The 14,455-nt window shown below is 37.3% G+C and carries 26 protein-coding genes; all 26 read left to right on the top strand.

Going from position 1 to position 14,455, the window contains the following annotated elements; all coding sequences use genetic code 11:
• The first annotated feature begins 11 nt into the window (after nucleotides 1-11).
• Entirely contained in the window at nucleotides 12-230 is a 219-nt protein-coding gene (locus tag ACQKMD_RS01380; RefSeq protein ID WP_427748803.1) for a hypothetical protein, read from the top strand.
• 104 nt (nucleotides 231-334) lie between these two features.
• Nucleotides 335-814: a siphovirus Gp157 family protein gene (locus tag ACQKMD_RS01375; RefSeq protein WP_427748801.1), complete on the top strand. Its 480-nt coding sequence runs from the start codon at nucleotides 335-337 to the stop codon at nucleotides 812-814.
• Between the two features lie 12 nt (nucleotides 815-826).
• Nucleotides 827-1,495: an ERF family protein gene (locus ACQKMD_RS01370; RefSeq protein WP_427748799.1), complete on the top strand. Its 669-nt coding sequence runs from the start codon at nucleotides 827-829 to the stop codon at nucleotides 1,493-1,495.
• 75 nt (nucleotides 1,496-1,570) lie between these two features.
• Nucleotides 1,571-2,524, top strand: a complete 954-nt coding sequence (locus ACQKMD_RS01365; RefSeq protein ID WP_427748797.1) for a DnaD domain-containing protein — start codon at nucleotides 1,571-1,573, stop codon at nucleotides 2,522-2,524.
• Nucleotides 2,445-3,302, top strand: a complete 858-nt coding sequence (locus ACQKMD_RS01360) for an ATP-binding protein (RefSeq protein ID WP_427748796.1) — start codon at nucleotides 2,445-2,447, stop codon at nucleotides 3,300-3,302. The genes ACQKMD_RS01365 and ACQKMD_RS01360 overlap by 80 nt, the downstream gene beginning before the upstream one ends.
• 86 nt (nucleotides 3,303-3,388) lie before the next feature.
• Complete coding sequence (locus tag ACQKMD_RS01355; protein WP_427748794.1) at nucleotides 3,389-3,676, top strand: hypothetical protein; 288 nt, start codon at nucleotides 3,389-3,391, stop codon at nucleotides 3,674-3,676.
• Entirely contained in the window at nucleotides 3,673-4,038 is a 366-nt protein-coding gene (locus tag ACQKMD_RS01350; RefSeq protein WP_427748792.1) for a hypothetical protein, read from the top strand. Before ACQKMD_RS01355 ends, ACQKMD_RS01350 begins: the two co-directional genes overlap by 4 nt.
• Nucleotides 4,013-4,240, top strand: a complete 228-nt coding sequence (locus tag ACQKMD_RS01345) for a hypothetical protein (protein WP_427748790.1) — start codon at nucleotides 4,013-4,015, stop codon at nucleotides 4,238-4,240. Before ACQKMD_RS01350 ends, ACQKMD_RS01345 begins: the two co-directional genes overlap by 26 nt.
• The gene (locus ACQKMD_RS01340) at nucleotides 4,237-4,464 is read left to right on the top strand and encodes a hypothetical protein (protein ID WP_427748788.1); all 228 of its coding nucleotides are present in this window, start codon (nucleotides 4,237-4,239) and stop codon (nucleotides 4,462-4,464) included. Before ACQKMD_RS01345 ends, ACQKMD_RS01340 begins: the two co-directional genes overlap by 4 nt.
• Nucleotides 4,461-4,607 (top strand): hypothetical protein, encoded by a 147-nt coding sequence (locus ACQKMD_RS01335; RefSeq protein ID WP_427748786.1) that lies wholly within the window; start codon nucleotides 4,461-4,463, stop codon nucleotides 4,605-4,607. Before ACQKMD_RS01340 ends, ACQKMD_RS01335 begins: the two co-directional genes overlap by 4 nt.
• A gap of 265 nt (nucleotides 4,608-4,872) precedes the next feature.
• Nucleotides 4,873-5,130 carry a hypothetical protein gene (locus ACQKMD_RS01330; RefSeq protein WP_427748784.1) on the top strand — a complete coding sequence of 86 codons (258 nt, stop codon included), beginning with the start codon at nucleotides 4,873-4,875 and terminating at the stop codon, nucleotides 5,128-5,130.
• Between the two features lie 150 nt (nucleotides 5,131-5,280).
• The gene (gene ssb, locus ACQKMD_RS01325) at nucleotides 5,281-5,769 is read left to right on the top strand and encodes a single-stranded DNA-binding protein (RefSeq protein WP_427748782.1); all 489 of its coding nucleotides are present in this window, start codon (nucleotides 5,281-5,283) and stop codon (nucleotides 5,767-5,769) included.
• 46 nt (nucleotides 5,770-5,815) lie between these two features.
• Nucleotides 5,816-6,022, top strand: coding sequence for a hypothetical protein (locus ACQKMD_RS01320; RefSeq protein WP_427748780.1), 207 nt, complete (start codon nucleotides 5,816-5,818; stop codon nucleotides 6,020-6,022).
• A 38-nt stretch (nucleotides 6,023-6,060) separates the two neighbouring features.
• Nucleotides 6,061-6,333, top strand: coding sequence for a hypothetical protein (locus ACQKMD_RS01315; RefSeq protein WP_427748779.1), 273 nt, complete (start codon nucleotides 6,061-6,063; stop codon nucleotides 6,331-6,333).
• Between the two features lie 22 nt (nucleotides 6,334-6,355).
• A complete protein-coding gene (locus ACQKMD_RS01310) occupies nucleotides 6,356-6,571 on the top strand; it encodes a hypothetical protein (RefSeq protein WP_427748777.1) in 216 nt (71 codons plus the stop codon).
• A complete protein-coding gene (locus tag ACQKMD_RS01305) occupies nucleotides 6,568-7,215 on the top strand; it encodes a dUTP diphosphatase (RefSeq protein WP_427748775.1) in 648 nt (215 codons plus the stop codon). Before ACQKMD_RS01310 ends, ACQKMD_RS01305 begins: the two co-directional genes overlap by 4 nt.
• Before the next feature lie 13 nt (nucleotides 7,216-7,228).
• The gene (locus ACQKMD_RS01300) at nucleotides 7,229-7,369 is read left to right on the top strand and encodes a hypothetical protein (protein WP_427748773.1); all 141 of its coding nucleotides are present in this window, start codon (nucleotides 7,229-7,231) and stop codon (nucleotides 7,367-7,369) included.
• Entirely contained in the window at nucleotides 7,366-7,785 is a 420-nt protein-coding gene (locus ACQKMD_RS01295; protein ID WP_427748772.1) for a RusA family crossover junction endodeoxyribonuclease, read from the top strand. Before ACQKMD_RS01300 ends, ACQKMD_RS01295 begins: the two co-directional genes overlap by 4 nt.
• Nucleotides 7,786-7,909: 124 nt before the next feature.
• On the top strand, nucleotides 7,910-8,113 hold the full coding sequence (locus ACQKMD_RS01290; protein ID WP_427748770.1) for a hypothetical protein: 204 nt from the start codon (nucleotides 7,910-7,912) through the stop codon (nucleotides 8,111-8,113).
• Nucleotides 8,114-8,203: 90 nt separating this feature from the next.
• The gene (locus tag ACQKMD_RS01285; RefSeq protein WP_427748769.1) at nucleotides 8,204-8,731 is read left to right on the top strand and encodes a sigma factor-like helix-turn-helix DNA-binding protein; all 528 of its coding nucleotides are present in this window, start codon (nucleotides 8,204-8,206) and stop codon (nucleotides 8,729-8,731) included.
• A 398-nt stretch (nucleotides 8,732-9,129) separates the two neighbouring features.
• Nucleotides 9,130-9,381, top strand: a complete 252-nt coding sequence (locus tag ACQKMD_RS01280; RefSeq protein ID WP_427748767.1) for a hypothetical protein — start codon at nucleotides 9,130-9,132, stop codon at nucleotides 9,379-9,381.
• 169 nt (nucleotides 9,382-9,550) lie between these two features.
• Nucleotides 9,551-9,910, top strand: coding sequence for a hypothetical protein (locus ACQKMD_RS01275; protein ID WP_427748765.1), 360 nt, complete (start codon nucleotides 9,551-9,553; stop codon nucleotides 9,908-9,910).
• Between the two features lie 107 nt (nucleotides 9,911-10,017).
• Nucleotides 10,018-10,863 (top strand): terminase small subunit, encoded by an 846-nt coding sequence (locus tag ACQKMD_RS01270; RefSeq protein ID WP_427748764.1) that lies wholly within the window; start codon nucleotides 10,018-10,020, stop codon nucleotides 10,861-10,863.
• A complete protein-coding gene (terL, locus tag ACQKMD_RS01265) occupies nucleotides 10,841-12,307 on the top strand; it encodes a phage terminase large subunit (RefSeq protein WP_427748762.1) in 1,467 nt (488 codons plus the stop codon). The genes ACQKMD_RS01270 and terL overlap by 23 nt, the downstream gene beginning before the upstream one ends.
• Nucleotides 12,300-13,646 (top strand): anti-CBASS protein Acb1 family protein, encoded by a 1,347-nt coding sequence (locus ACQKMD_RS01260; RefSeq protein ID WP_427748760.1) that lies wholly within the window; start codon nucleotides 12,300-12,302, stop codon nucleotides 13,644-13,646. The genes terL and ACQKMD_RS01260 overlap by 8 nt, the downstream gene beginning before the upstream one ends.
• Nucleotides 13,640-14,404: a minor capsid protein gene (locus tag ACQKMD_RS01255; protein ID WP_427748759.1), complete on the top strand. Its 765-nt coding sequence runs from the start codon at nucleotides 13,640-13,642 to the stop codon at nucleotides 14,402-14,404. The genes ACQKMD_RS01260 and ACQKMD_RS01255 overlap by 7 nt, the downstream gene beginning before the upstream one ends.
• The last annotated feature ends 51 nt before the right edge of the window (nucleotides 14,405-14,455 follow it).

Here is a 14,455-nt window from a genome sequence, read left to right as displayed (position 1 = left end):
GGAGGGATTTCATGCCTGTCGAAAATCAAATGGTTATAGGGGATAACACTAACTATCAATTTAACGCCTTTGTTGCTGTCCCAACTTTGGACGAGCCAATATGTGAGTGTGATTGCTGTAAAGAATCTGTATATGAAGGTTCTGGTGTTTTATATCAAGGTGATGTGTTTTGTGGTTCTTCCTGTCTTGGGGATTTTCTTATCAAAACAGGTGCAGCAGAAGAAATATAAAAAGACCACTTGGCAGAGTGGCCTTGGTTGGTCAGGTCCACGATGAACCTGACTGCTTATAAAACTAATTTACGTGATTATATCATGAAAGGAGATAAAAAATCATGGCTGAGACATTATACGAGCTCACAAGTGATTATATGCAAGTGTTGTCGCTATTAGATGAAGGTGTGGACGTTAAAGACACGCTAGACGCACTAAGTGATGCATTTGAAGTGAAAGTCGAGAATATCGGCAAAGTAATCAGAGTTATTCAAGCAAAAGAGGTTGCGATTAAACAAGAGGAAGACCGTTTGAAAGCGAGACGAACAGTATTGGCGAAACAAGCTGAGAACCTTAAAAAATATACTTTTGAAAACATGAAAGTATTAGATAAAAAGAAAATCGAAGGTAACCTATTCACCTTCTCGATTCGAAAAAATCCAGCGAAATTACAAATTGACGACGAGGATGAAATTCCTTTTGAGTTTTTAAAAGCGGTAGCACCGCAAGTAGATAGTTTGTTGGTCAAAGAAAATCTAAAACTCGGGCGTAAAGTACCTGGAGCAAGGCTCGTACAAGGTGAATCACTGCAAATAAAATAGGAGGTTGTGACCGTGAAAAAAAGCGAATCAATTGCAGAGTTAGCAAAGGCGTTAGCAGGATTCCAAAGGGATGTTAAACAGCCATTGAAGGATAAAGCTAACCCGTTTTTTAAAAGCAAATATGTACCGTTAGAGAACGTTGTGGAAGCTATTACAGAATCATCAGCTAAACACGGCTTATCTTTCATTCAATATCCATTAAATCAAGAGAATAAAGTCGGTATTGTCACAATCCTTATGCACCAATCAGGTGAATGGATTGAATCAGAACCAATTTTTGCTACACCAGCAAAACAAGATGCCCAAGCTACAGGATCAGTCATCACTTATCTCAAAAGATATAGTCTATCAGCGATATTTGGTATTACGTCAGATGAAGATGACGACGGAAATGCAGGTACTCATAACAAACAGCATGTTGATAATTACAATCAACAAAATAGTTATCAGAAACCACCACAACAGCCGATGAGCGATAACATCACAGCACCACAAATTAAAGCATTAAAGGCGAAGCTGAACAATGTTGCAAGCGTTAATAGCCAAGAAATCCAATTAGTTTATGTAAGTTCTCTGAAGCATTTAAAAATCGATGAAACCAAAGGTTCGAAGGATTTAACAAAAGGTGAAGCAAGTAAGCTTATTAATTATTTAGCATCACTTGAAACTCAAGCAGTTTAAAGGTAGGGGAGAAATCCCCTTCTTTTCAAAAGCTACTGGCAAGATGATTTTAAACCGTAAACAAGGGGGTACATCATGGCTAAATACAGACAAGTACACACAACATTCTGGGATGACTCATTTGTTCTAGATCTAACACCAGAAGAAAAATACTTCTATTTGTACCTAATGACAAATGGAAAAACAACTCAATGTGGCATTTATGAATTGCCATACAGAGTCATTGAAATGCATTCAGGTTACAACCGTGAAACAGTAGAAAAATTACTACAGCGTTTCATAGACTACGGGAAGATTTCTTATCACGTACCAACAAAAGAAATCATGATAAATAATTGGGCTCGCTACAACTTTATTAACTCACCAAAAGTTAAAAAGTGTATCGAAAAAGAGTTGCTAGAGGTAAAACATAAACCATTTGTGAATGAATATCTTACCTCTTTAGAGCAGTACGGATACCGTATCGATACCGTATCAATACAGTCAAATGACAACTCTGAATCAAAAGTATTAGAACCTAGTAATGCCGATGGTTCGATACCGTATCAATACCCTATGGATAGTCCATGCATAGACCTGGGGGAAGAAGAAGAAAAAGAACAAGAAAAAGAACAAGAAAAAGAACAAGAAGAATATAAAGAAAAAGAAAAAGACAGAGAAGAAGAGAGTCCGTCTGCCAGTCTTTCTCTTATTGATTACCATTTCTTAACTATAAAAAAATTCTTTGATGAAAATTTCTACGTTTCCACTTTTGCAGACCAAAAGAAAATTGACAATTTGCTTAAAAAATATCTAGATCATGAGCTGATTATTGAATCTTTGAAAATAGCGCTTGAACGTAATAAGCCAACCTTTAACTATGCAATAGGTATTTTAAATAATTGGAGTAAGGAACACGGCATTACCACATACGAACAATTGAAAGTATTACGTAATCGAGGTGAAAACAATGGTCAAAACAATGGATCAAATCTTCGAGGAAATCAAAAGTCGGGTTCAGGTATCTTCGGAAGCTACTGTTCAGACTAATTACAAATGTACGAAATGCAGAGATAAAGGTGGATACATTGAAACTCGAACAGCAGATGTCTTTGATAACGGAGTGTTTGAACGTGATGAACCGGTGTGGGTTGAGTGTGAATGTATGAAAATAAAAAAAATTAATAGGCTCATGAAGTCGTCACAGATCACAGAAGAATTTCAGAAGATGACTTTTGAAAATTTTCACACAGAAGGTTACTCACCAAAAGTGGAAAAAATGTACGACACAGCTTTTAAATACTGTCAGAACTTTAAGGGCATCCAAAATACACGTAGCAATAGCATTGCCTTTCTTGGTCAGCCTGGTGTTGGCAAAACCCATTTGTTATCAGCAGTTGCTAACGGCATGATTACACGTCTAATCGTTCCTACAATGTATTTTCCTTATGTCGAGGGCATGGAGGATTTGAAAAGCAATTTTGAGAGACTAGCAAACAAGCTACAGCGTTTGAAAACAGTGGATGTACTTTTCATTGATGATTTATTCAAACCAGTAAGTAGTCCTAATACTAAAAATCCATTAGAACCAATAAAAGTACCTAGGGCTACGCAATGGCAAGTTGAAAAGATGTTTGAAGTTGTTAACTACCGTTATTTAAACAATAAGCCGTTGCTAATTAGTAGCGAGTTAGGTTTTGATGAAATGTTTGCGATTGACGAAGCGCTCTGTACACGTATTTTCGAAATGTGTCAGGACTACATTGTCACGATTGATAAGGATATTAAGTTAAATCATCGAGTAAAGAAGATGTTCAACAATGCTTGAACAACTACAAACAGAATACTCACAGCTGGTAAGTGATTTTGAAAAGTTACAGCAGGACATTTTAAACACATTGGAGGGATTACGAAATGATTGTGACGAGAAAACACAAAAAGGAAACCATCGAAGTGATTCACAATAATCTTGATGAAATGCATGAAAACCTCAAGCAATTGGAAAAAGGCGGTTGGTCACCAAATACACGATGCAGCGTAGCTGGTATTCGACTTTTTGAAGAAGAGATGGAACCTTGTGATGTCCACGAATTTGAAAAGGCTAATCCAAGCGTGACAGTTTATTACCCTGAAAAGAATTCCTTTTTAAGAACATGGCCTTATGTATATTTCACTAAGCATGAAAGGGTGATTGGAGAATGAGCGAGAAAGTGAAGGTTAGTAAAGAGGTTGCTAATGCTTTTGAAAACTTAAAAAAAGGGTGGACTTTAACAGATATTTTCAACACGGTCACAGCGGATCACACAACAAACGGGGAAAACATCAAAGTACTTGTTGAATGGAACGCAGATAATTGTGATGAGGGTCATAGTCTTATGAAATTGTTAACTGGTGATTATGAAGTCGAGCCAACGCCAGAGGAAAGATTCGCTGAACTGTACAACAAGGTATTCAATAAATGGAAGGAAAGCGGTAGCAATAACGATAGAGCCTACTTAAACGGTATGAAGGCAACTGTTAAGATGCTGGAATTGAATATTGAAGGGGTGGATTTGGATGTCTGAAATCGAACAAGCAGTAAATCACATAGCGATCATTGCAGGTACGATTAAACGCTTGGGATATACAGCAGCACTCGAACAACAATTTGAATCACATCTAAGCACCATCATGAGCCATACAGGGCTTTGTAGAGATAAAGCTACGGATTATGCCATTGAAGTTGCTAGACGGTTAAATATGCAGGGTAAGGGGTGTGTAGCGTGATGGAATTTAGTAAGACTCAAACTTGCCCACATTGCAGTTATGAAGTGGATGATAGTCAGGCTCATTGGAAGGAAGATGAAGAGACTATTGAATGCGAAAGTTGTGGAACAGAATATATAGTCAAAGCAGTTTACGAATTCAAAGGATTCCAAACAGAGCGCTATTGCACTGAATGTGAAGTTTGGGAAGATGAATGTTTCTGTGAAGGAGAATCGTTCAAATGACCACAAAACAAATCAAACGCCAACATGTCATGAATGAATTGCGAAAATTAGGAATTATCGAAATAAAAGGCAAACCAATTGAGTTGCTAGATTACGAGGTTATACGGAGTGCTTTGGTGGTTAAAAGAGCGGTGGAGAGTTGATGGTAGAAAGAAAATGTGCAGAAACGAAAAGGAGATGAATATTTGTTTAAGAAAAATTGGATAGTGTACGCACTCACAGATAACCAAGTAAGAGGCGTTGAAGGTCATAGAATCGAAGTTTTAAATACAACCAAAAGGCAAGCCATTGATGTGATGTACAAACGCTTAGACAATTACAGTTTTCGTAATATCGTTAAGATTGTAACGGTGAAATCGTTTAATTAAATAAGTCGCATAACAAACATAAAGCGAAGGAGGACTACCAATGAACATGAAAAGAAACGGTATTTTAGTCGACACCCCTGCAGCTCGCGTGAAAAGAACAAAAGTGAATCATCGGAAACAACAAACGATTAAGAAATATACAAAATATTCAATATGGACAAAGTTTGAGAATGGAACGATTGCATGGACTACTACGCCTCACACTTTCAAGTTTTGCAGACAACTGAAAAAAGATGGTTGGGAAATGAAAGAAGTTTGGGAGTTGAAACAGGCGATTTATGAAGCGCAAATTAGTTAGGGGTGAAATATATGGAATATTGTAAGCAGGAATGTCCAAAGTGCGGGAAGTCGTGCAAGACTTTATATAGACCAAGCATGGAACATCCTGGACCAAATTTATGTAGTACGTGCAATAAAAAAAGAATCAAAGAAGAAAAGGAGAATGGGGATGATTAATAGATGGATAGGCGTTGGAAGATTGGTCAAAGATCCGGAACTTCGATATAGCCAAAGTGGAGTAGCTGTTGCTCGTTTTACATTAGCAGTCAATCGTACTTTCAAAGGCAATGATGGAGAAAAACAAGCAGACTTTATCAACATTGTTGTTTGGCGCAAACAGGCTGAGAACACAGCGAACTTCTTGAAGAAGGGCAGTCTTGCAGGAATTGAAGGACGGATTCAAACAGGTTCTTATGAAGGAACAAATGGACGTGTATACACAACTGAAGTTGTCGCAGATAGCGTTCAGTTTTTAGAGCCTAAGAACACGCAGGACAGCTCAAACGGACAAAGTAATACAAATACTCAACCACAACAGCAAAGTGCTCCACAGGGGCAATATGGAACGAATAACCAACAGCAAACACAGGTGAATGATGATCCGTTTTCTCAAGCTAACGGACAGATTCAAGTTGATGATTCAGATTTGCCGTTTTAAATAGGCAGCTGTAGAAAGATATTGTGACACAAAGGAGATGATTATTTTGGCTGAAAATAAATTTATTACAGTATTAAACACAAAGTTAGAAAGAATTGGTATACCGGTTAACTCTATCAGTAGTGTAAAAGAATACAAAGAATACAAAGAACTTGCTAGATTCACTCGTATTTATCGTAATGATGGATATAAAAGCGTAGATACAAACGAAAGTGTCGAAGATATTATAGCTAAAATAAATGCGGTTAAGTAATGGCACAGCACGAACATTAAGCTAAACAGGAGAGGAGAATGGAAATGTATAAAAACGAAGTGATAAACAACCATGGAGTTACAGTGAAAAAAGATGACTATTGGTTTATGCATTCTGAATCAGAACCGTGGTTAATGAAAATAGAATACATTCAAGAAAATGGACTTGTTAAAGTGAAACACGTTAATTGGAAACGCAAAGGAAAGGGATTTAACTGGTCGAGAATGGTTAGTGATTTTGGTTGGATTCCAAATCTAAAACCTTGTACAGAAGATGAAATAAAATACTTTGATAAGCGATGGAATAGTTAATGCAGTAAGGAGGTAGCTTCTTATGGAAATAGGACAATGTTGTATTTGCAAAGAGTCGGTTATGGAATGTACTAATTGGGGCATTACGTTGGAACGTGGATTCTACCATATGGAATGCGGTAAGCAAGATAATGATCGTATTAAATTACGGAATCTTGAAATTAAAGAAAATGCAGCTTGGTTAAAAGACCACAATCTAAAGATAAATGAACAGCTAAAACAGGAGGACAAACTATGAATCTATCAAAATTATTTGAGGCTCAGAGAGAGCTTGATGATTATATTGAACAGCAACATCCAGTACAACCAGGTGAGGATCGTTTGAGTAAAAAGATTTTGGCTTTGCTAGTTGAATTAGGTGAATGCGCTAACGAATTTAGAGGATTCAAATTTTGGAGTAATGATAGGAAACCTCGGACAGTATTACACACTTGGATAGACGGAATAGGTAAGGTTATTAAATCGATGTCAGAACCTCTAGGCAGTAAACAAAAAATTAATTGTTACAGAATCAAAAACCCACTGCTCGAAGAATACGTCGATTGTCTTCATTTTATGTTGAGTATTGGAAATGATATCGATTGTGATGTCTCAAGGGATTATAACGCTTTAAAAGTTACTGATTCAGATATAACAAAACAACTAATCACTTTGTTCAGTTATACAACAAAAATTTCACATAATGTTTCATTCTTGGAGTCACATCGTTCCGAAGAACAGATATCTAAATGGACTGAAGATGCTCTTCAAAATAGCTATGTTGTTACTGTTGGTGCGTTTTTAGGGCTAGGAGAAATGTTAGGATTCACAGAAACCCAAATCGAACAAGCATACTGGGAAAAATACAAGATCAATAAGCAACGTCAACAAAACGGTTACTGAGGTGAGATGATATATGGAACTAACACGCGACGAACGTGAAGGAATGATTGATACGCTCGAAGTTTTTGGAAAGTATCCTCGTGGTGTATACGAAAACTTTTGTGATGAGCGTTTGACAGAGGAATATAACCGAACAGTGGGGGTAGTGGTTTGAACCAAATTACATTTGAAATTGATGGGGACGTTCAGGCGCAACAAAGACCGAAGTTTTCAAGGTTCGGCAAAGGTGTGAGTGTACGTGATCCAAAGGAATCTAAAGACTATAAAAGTTTTGTTAGATTGGTAGCTTCAGAGCATGCATTGGATGAATTAATAACGGAACAAATAATATTACGTATAGATGTTTACCGTAAGATACCGAAGTCATTTAGCAAAAAGAAGCATCTACAAGCTGTAGAAGGTGAGTTAAGACCAACAACTAAGCCTGATATAGATAATCTAGTGAAGGGCATTAAAGACGGTCTGAGCAAGGTTATATGGCATGATGACAGCCAAGTAATTGAGTTAGTAGCAAGGAAGTTTTATTCGGATAAACCAAAGGCGGTAGTAACAATTGAGTGGGGGAAATAAAAAAAGCCATAAGGTATTAGAGTACCTTATAGCACATTTCAAAAATAAACTTAACTTAGTATACGGGACAGGTTTCAAAAAGATTCATTAAAACAAAAATATTTGGGTTGTGGGGGCATGACGATTGGATATCGAGGTAAAAGATATAGAAGTGGATATCTCAACAATGACAGCTAAAATAGATGCATCTGACAACAAAATGGTATATATTGTAGAAGACGGACATGTACAAGCAATGCCGTTGCCAGCCTTCGGTATACTTGAAATACCATGCCAAAACTATAAAGTTGGAAATCCATCTTATAAAATTACAGTGAAAAGAAAATAACGCTTTGTCGGAAAAACCGAGAGCACTAGACTTACGCATTTATTGCGTTTGTTTGGTGCTCTTTTTTGTTTATCTAAAAGGGGGATAAATATGATTAGTGTAGAAGAATTGATTTTCGAATATAGAGATAGCAAACAAGGGTTAGAAGAAATGTTGCTTCGATTAGATCCTTGTGACCCAAAATCAGAACTAGATAAAACTTTAATTAATAGTATGCTTCGCGATATCAAAGAAACTATTGAATGGATGGAAATGGGACGTGACCCACGTGGCGGTTTTCGTGCAATTGATAAAAGATATGTCTATGACGGAAATGACGTTATAGCGACTATAGAAAGCTTAGATACGGATGAAGTATTACCAATGTTAGATATAGATGATGAGGATACGTTACAGGTTCATCGTGAGCTCTCAGGTGATGAAAAAAGAGCCATTCGAGACGTTATCAGCATACTTTCAGTGAGAGAGAAACAATGTTTCATGTTGCATGCGGTATGTCGTTGGAGCCATGGTCGTATTGCAGATAAGTTAAATCTAAAAAGAGACACAGCTAAAGATTATGTAAAACGTGCGAAAAAGAAAATCCAAGACAAAGTTATGTTGATGGAAGTAGGATGAAAGAATCATTTTTCGGTAATTCTTGCCCCCCACTTGCCCCCCATTAAAGCTATATATGAGGGGGATTATAGGGGGTGCATCTTTAAACCACGCCTACCGTTCTCCCTCTCATTTAACCTTAACCTAAAAGAATGAAAAAACAGACCGACCGACCCAAGAAGATAAATTCCACAGTTATACTTCGCTAAGATGGAGTACACGACAGGTAACTAAGGTCACTTTGGACTCTGTCCATTTTTAAATTACGTTCATTCAAGCGAATGATACGGACCATATACGATTGTTTTTGGGTTATCAGTATTGTTCGTTTGAATGAGTGTAATGTGATAGTTTTATCAGATATGCATTACAGACTTGCAGTCTTCTACAACTTATAATTGTTGTGGGAGGTGTGAGAAATGACTGAAATTAATGGATTAATAAGTAAAGCTGAGGGTTTTAAGTTAAAAACAACAAAATCAATTGTGGGTGATTTAATCGCCAATACTGAAGAACTACAAGATTTCATTGCTGAACTCCCGTCTTCTTTAAAAGAAGTAGGGATACGAAAAGATGACATAGAACGCGTAGTGGAAATCGCTAAATTCGTTCCAGGAAATCCACCATTTAAATTAAATCAACTAATAGAAGTATTAAATGAATTTCGTTAAGCATCCTTGCGGTGCTTTTTCTTTTGCTCTGACACAAACGAATGCCTTGCTGACCAAAACCCCTTATTGGATGGCGTTCGTTTGCGTGAGGGTGAAATATATCGATTATCAAATATGTAATATACTTCTTTACTCCTGTTACCGTATATTGGTGGGGGAGGTGATATTAGTGAGTTCAAATGAAATGAAAAGATACGCCACACTAATGGTTAATGGGTTAATTAATTTCAGAGGAAACATAAATAATTTTAACAATTTAATTTATGATAACAAGCCTTTAGCAGCAAGTTATTTAGCTATGGCGCATAGTGATATAAATTCAGTTAATGTTGTTTATAAAAGTTTTGAATTAGATAACGAAGAAATAGACGTGGTGTTTGAAGAGTACAACAAATATAAATCTGAAGTAGATGAAATATTAATTAATAACAGTAATAATATTTCGTGGTTCTCTGCTAGTCATAAAGTTTTAATTGAATCAATTGATAAAGTAGAAGAGTTTATAACGGATTTCATCAGAAATAATTAATTTCTTTAACACCTACTATTAAGTGGGTGTTTTTTATTTTACAAGGCAACTAGCATGAAAGTGGTGATACGAAAACAATTGATTATTCGGAGGTGGTGTTATGAGAGATGGCTAGACCTAGAAGCCCCAAACGTGATGAAGCTTTTGAATTGTGGAAGAACAGCAATGGTGAAATGAAACTAAAAGATATTGCTGAACAATTAGAGCTTTCTGATTCACAAATTCGAAAGTGGAAGAATCGCGATGAATGGGATGAACAATTGAATGGTAACGTTACTAAATCGAAAGGTAACGTTACTAAACAGAAACAACCTGAGAGAAAGACTAAAAAAGAGCCACCTGTTAAGGAAGATTTACCATTGAATGAAAATGGTGAGTTGACTGATAAACAGTGGCTTTTTTGTATGTACTATATTAAGTACTTTAATGCTACGAAAGCTTACCAAAAGGCGTATGCGTGTAGTTATGAAGTGGCGAACAAGAACGCCCACGCTCTGATGGTTAATCATGGTGTGAATTCGAAAATAAAAGAAATGAAACGACAGAGAGCTGAAGATATCATGTTTGATAAAAACGATGTCCTTCAAAAGTACATGGATATTGCTTTTGCAGATATCGGTGATTACGTAGAAGGTACTGGTTGGGCGGTTACTGTCAAACCACTTGAAGAAGTGGACACATCAATTATTAGTGAGATTAGTAACACGGAAAATGGTGTGAAAATAAAACTTGCTGACAAGATGAAAGCACTCGATACGCTTGCTAAATTTACTGATTTACTCGACGAGGGCCAGCTTAAACAATTACGTGAGGAAAAACTAAAAGCTGAAATTGCAAAGGTTCGTTCCGAAACCAAAGGAAGTAAAGAATCCACTTTAGGTACACAGCATTCTAACTTACGTAATCTTTCAACAGAGGAGTTGAGAGCTCTTGCTAAAAGTAGAAGAAATTGAACCAACTGACGCAGATCTAGAAGAGATAAATATGGAGCTTGCTCGTCGTTGTTATCGTGATTATGTAGAATATGTCCATCATGGTCATTACACGCATTTTAGACATACAGAGTTAGTGTGTGAGACGTTGCAACGCATTGCCGATGGTGAACAACTCTCTATATTAATTGAAATGCCTCCGCGCCATGGTAAATCGATGACGGTAACTGAATCTTTCCCCTCATACTATCTCGGTCGTAACCCTGATAAACGAGTGATTGCAGCTGCATATTCCGATGGCCTTGCTACAAAGTTTGGTAGGTTGAATCGTAACAAGTTTAATGAGTTTTCTCATGAGCTTTTCGATGTTCAACTATCTGAATCGAATGCAGCTACAAAAGATTGGGGCATTGAAGATAGACGAGGTGGCATGATTGCTACTGGTATTGGTGGTTCTATCACAGGTCAAGGTGCCGACTTAATGATTATTGATGATCCTATCAAGAACATGAAGGAAGCGAGTTCTCAAACAATTCGAGATAACATTTGGGATGAATGGGAAGCGACTCTTTCAACTCGTTTGCATGACGGTGCATCATTAATCGTTATTATGACACGATGGCATGAAGATGATTTGATAGGGCGGTTACTTGCTAGAAGTCCACGTAACTGGATTAGATTACGTTTACCTGCAATTGCCGAAGATGAGGACGATATGTTAGGTCGTGAAATAGGAGAGCCACTTTGTCGTGAACTTGGTTATGATGAGAATTGGGCAGAGGACAAAAAGACAGAGGTTGGTTCGAGAACATGGGCTTCCCTTTATCAACAACGTCCTGCACCTGCTGGCGGTAACATATTCAAGCGTGAATGGGTTCGTTATTACGTGAGAACAAAAGAGCAAAAAGCAGAATGGGGATTGAGTGATGATGTCGTTGTATTACCTATCCATTTCGATAAATTAGCTCAGTCGTGGGACTGTACATTTAAAGATTCAGATACAAGTGACTTTGTTGCTGGTGGTGTCTGGGCAAGGAAAAAGGCTCAATACTTCTTAATGGATATCGAACATAAGCGTATGGGCTTTGCGGATACAATGAAAGCAATTCGTGCTATGTCAGATAAATGGCCTAAAGCACGAAGCAAATATATAGAGGATAAAGCGAATGGTTCTGCAATCATCGAAATGCTACAAGATGAAATAAGCGGAATCACCCCGGTTAATCCTGAAGGTGGTAAGGAGGCACGAGCTAATGCGGTGTCTCCTTTATTTGAGGCGGGGAATGTTTTCTTACCTCACCCCAATTTATGTGCATGGTCAAACGATGTAGTAGAGGAATTAGTTAGCTTCCCGAATGCTGCGCATGATGATTTAGTTGATATGACAACTCAAGGGTTGAATCAACTGTATACAAATAATTCAAGTCCAATTGATAGATATAAAAAGTTGTTAGGAGGTGGATAATTTGAGTTCTTTGGAACAGGCGAAGCAAATGCGTAATGACTTTATGCAAGGTAATGGTAAAGCAAACAGCAAGGATAAGTTAACACGACAAACTCCAGGTGTACGTAGGAAGCTATCCCATCCAGATATATCAGCTTTGTATGCTGACAGTCGTATCGTTCAAAACATCATTGAAATACCAGCTGAAGATATGACGCGTAACTGGTTCACATTACGAATGAAGGATGACAAGCTTGCGCGCGACATAATGAGTAAACTTGCTGACTTAAAGGCAAAAGAGGCATTTAAAAAGATGCGATTATTTGAGCGATTACGTGGTGATGGTTTTATTTCTTTAGGCGTTACACAGGCGAGTAAGTTCACTCTTGGTGATCCTATGGCAATGGATAAGTTGCTTTCTGTTGATTATTTACATGCATTCAGCTCACTTAAAGTGAATGAGTTCTTGATAAACGAGGACGTTTTCAATATTCGATATGGTCAATTGGAGCAAGTGAAAATAAATCGCGCATCACGTGAAGGTACTCAAACGATTGAATCTGAATCATCTGTACATGTTTCACGCTTGCTACATGACCAAACAAGAAGACTTGAAGATGAATATCAAGGTCAATCGTTACTAGAGCCTATGCATGACATTCTGACGGTTTTAGATACATCCTTATGGTCAGTTGGTCAAATCCTTCATGATTTTACATTTAAGGTGTATTCATCAAAAGACATCGAGAACCTAAGTACACAAGATAAACAAGAATTATCAATGATTATGGATTTCATGTTTCGAACTGAAGCGTTGGCTATGATTGGTGAAGGAGAAACGCTCAAAAAAGAGACTACTTCAGTTGCTGGTATCAAGGATTTACTTGATTATGTTTGGGATTACTTAGCAGGTACAGCACGTATGCCAAAGACAGTTATCAAGGGTCAAGAGGCAGGAACTATCACAGGTGCTCAATACGACGTGATGAATTACTACTCTCGTATTGTTGCGAGTCAAGAAAATGAAATGAAGCCATTGCTTGAAAAACTAATTCGTATGTTGATGTGGTCTGAAAAAGATTTAGGTGGTCGAATAGATCCTGATTCAGTCGAGTGGGAGATCAAGTTTAATCCATTATGGTCAGTTGATAGTGAAACAGATGCGAAGATTCGGAAACTAACTGCTGAGACTGATCAAATCTATATTACGAACGGTGTCACTACAGTAGATGAAGTTCGTAACGCTCGCTTTGGTCAATTTGGTTTAACTGATGAATTAAAAATGAGTGGCGATTCTGCTGATATTGATCATATGGCTAGCGAAATCTATAAATCCTATTTAGAGGGCCCGCAATGGTAAATCGCAAAATACCACCTACACGCTTTCCAGATGCAGTTGCTGTCTCATATCAACGCTCTTTAATTAAATTGGTTAGAGAGATGAAGAAGGTAGTTTTACAAGAGTACGATAAAGCTATCAAGCATAGAATCATCGCCTATCGCTCGGATAGTGATGATTTATCCGTTACACAACGATTCCTTGAACTTATTAAAGCAATGACGCTCAACATATTTGGAAAGAGTAAGTTAGTTGAAACAGCTAATCGATTTGTTGAAGGTTTGAATCTTTTTAACATGAAGAATATGAATGACCAAGCGAAAGTTGCAGGTGTAAATCTAATCGACTATGAAGAATGGATTGACGACTACGTTGAGTCTACTGTTCAACAAAATGTTGGTTACATTCAAGCTATTCACGATACGCTCTATGAAAAAATACAGTCAATCATATTTGAGGGTATGAAGAGCGGTACTTCTACTAAAGAAATTCGTGAGCAATTGATACATCAAGTGGGATTAAGTGAAGCAAGAGCCCAATTTATTGCTGTAGATCAATCTGGATCTATTCATGGTCAACTTGTAGCAAGAAGACATCAAAAGATGGGAGTGAAGAAGTTTGAATGGATTACGTCAGGGGATGAGAGGGTTCGTAAATCGCATAAAGATTTATCTGGTAACGTCTATGATTATAAGAACCCACCTAACGGGAAGGTGCCGGGGCAAGATTACAGGTGTAGATGCACTGCCTATCCTGTTTTTGATTTAAGAAATTTTTAGAAGTATTTCCTTCAAAAGTAATCTATAATTTATAAAGAATACATATTTTGG

Source organism: Viridibacillus sp. NPDC096237, from assembly GCF_050278625.1.
Classification (GTDB): Bacteria; Bacillota; Bacilli; order Bacillales_A; family Planococcaceae; genus Viridibacillus.
Note: the sequence above shows the minus strand (reverse complement) of the source record. Positions and strands in the feature narration are given on the sequence as shown.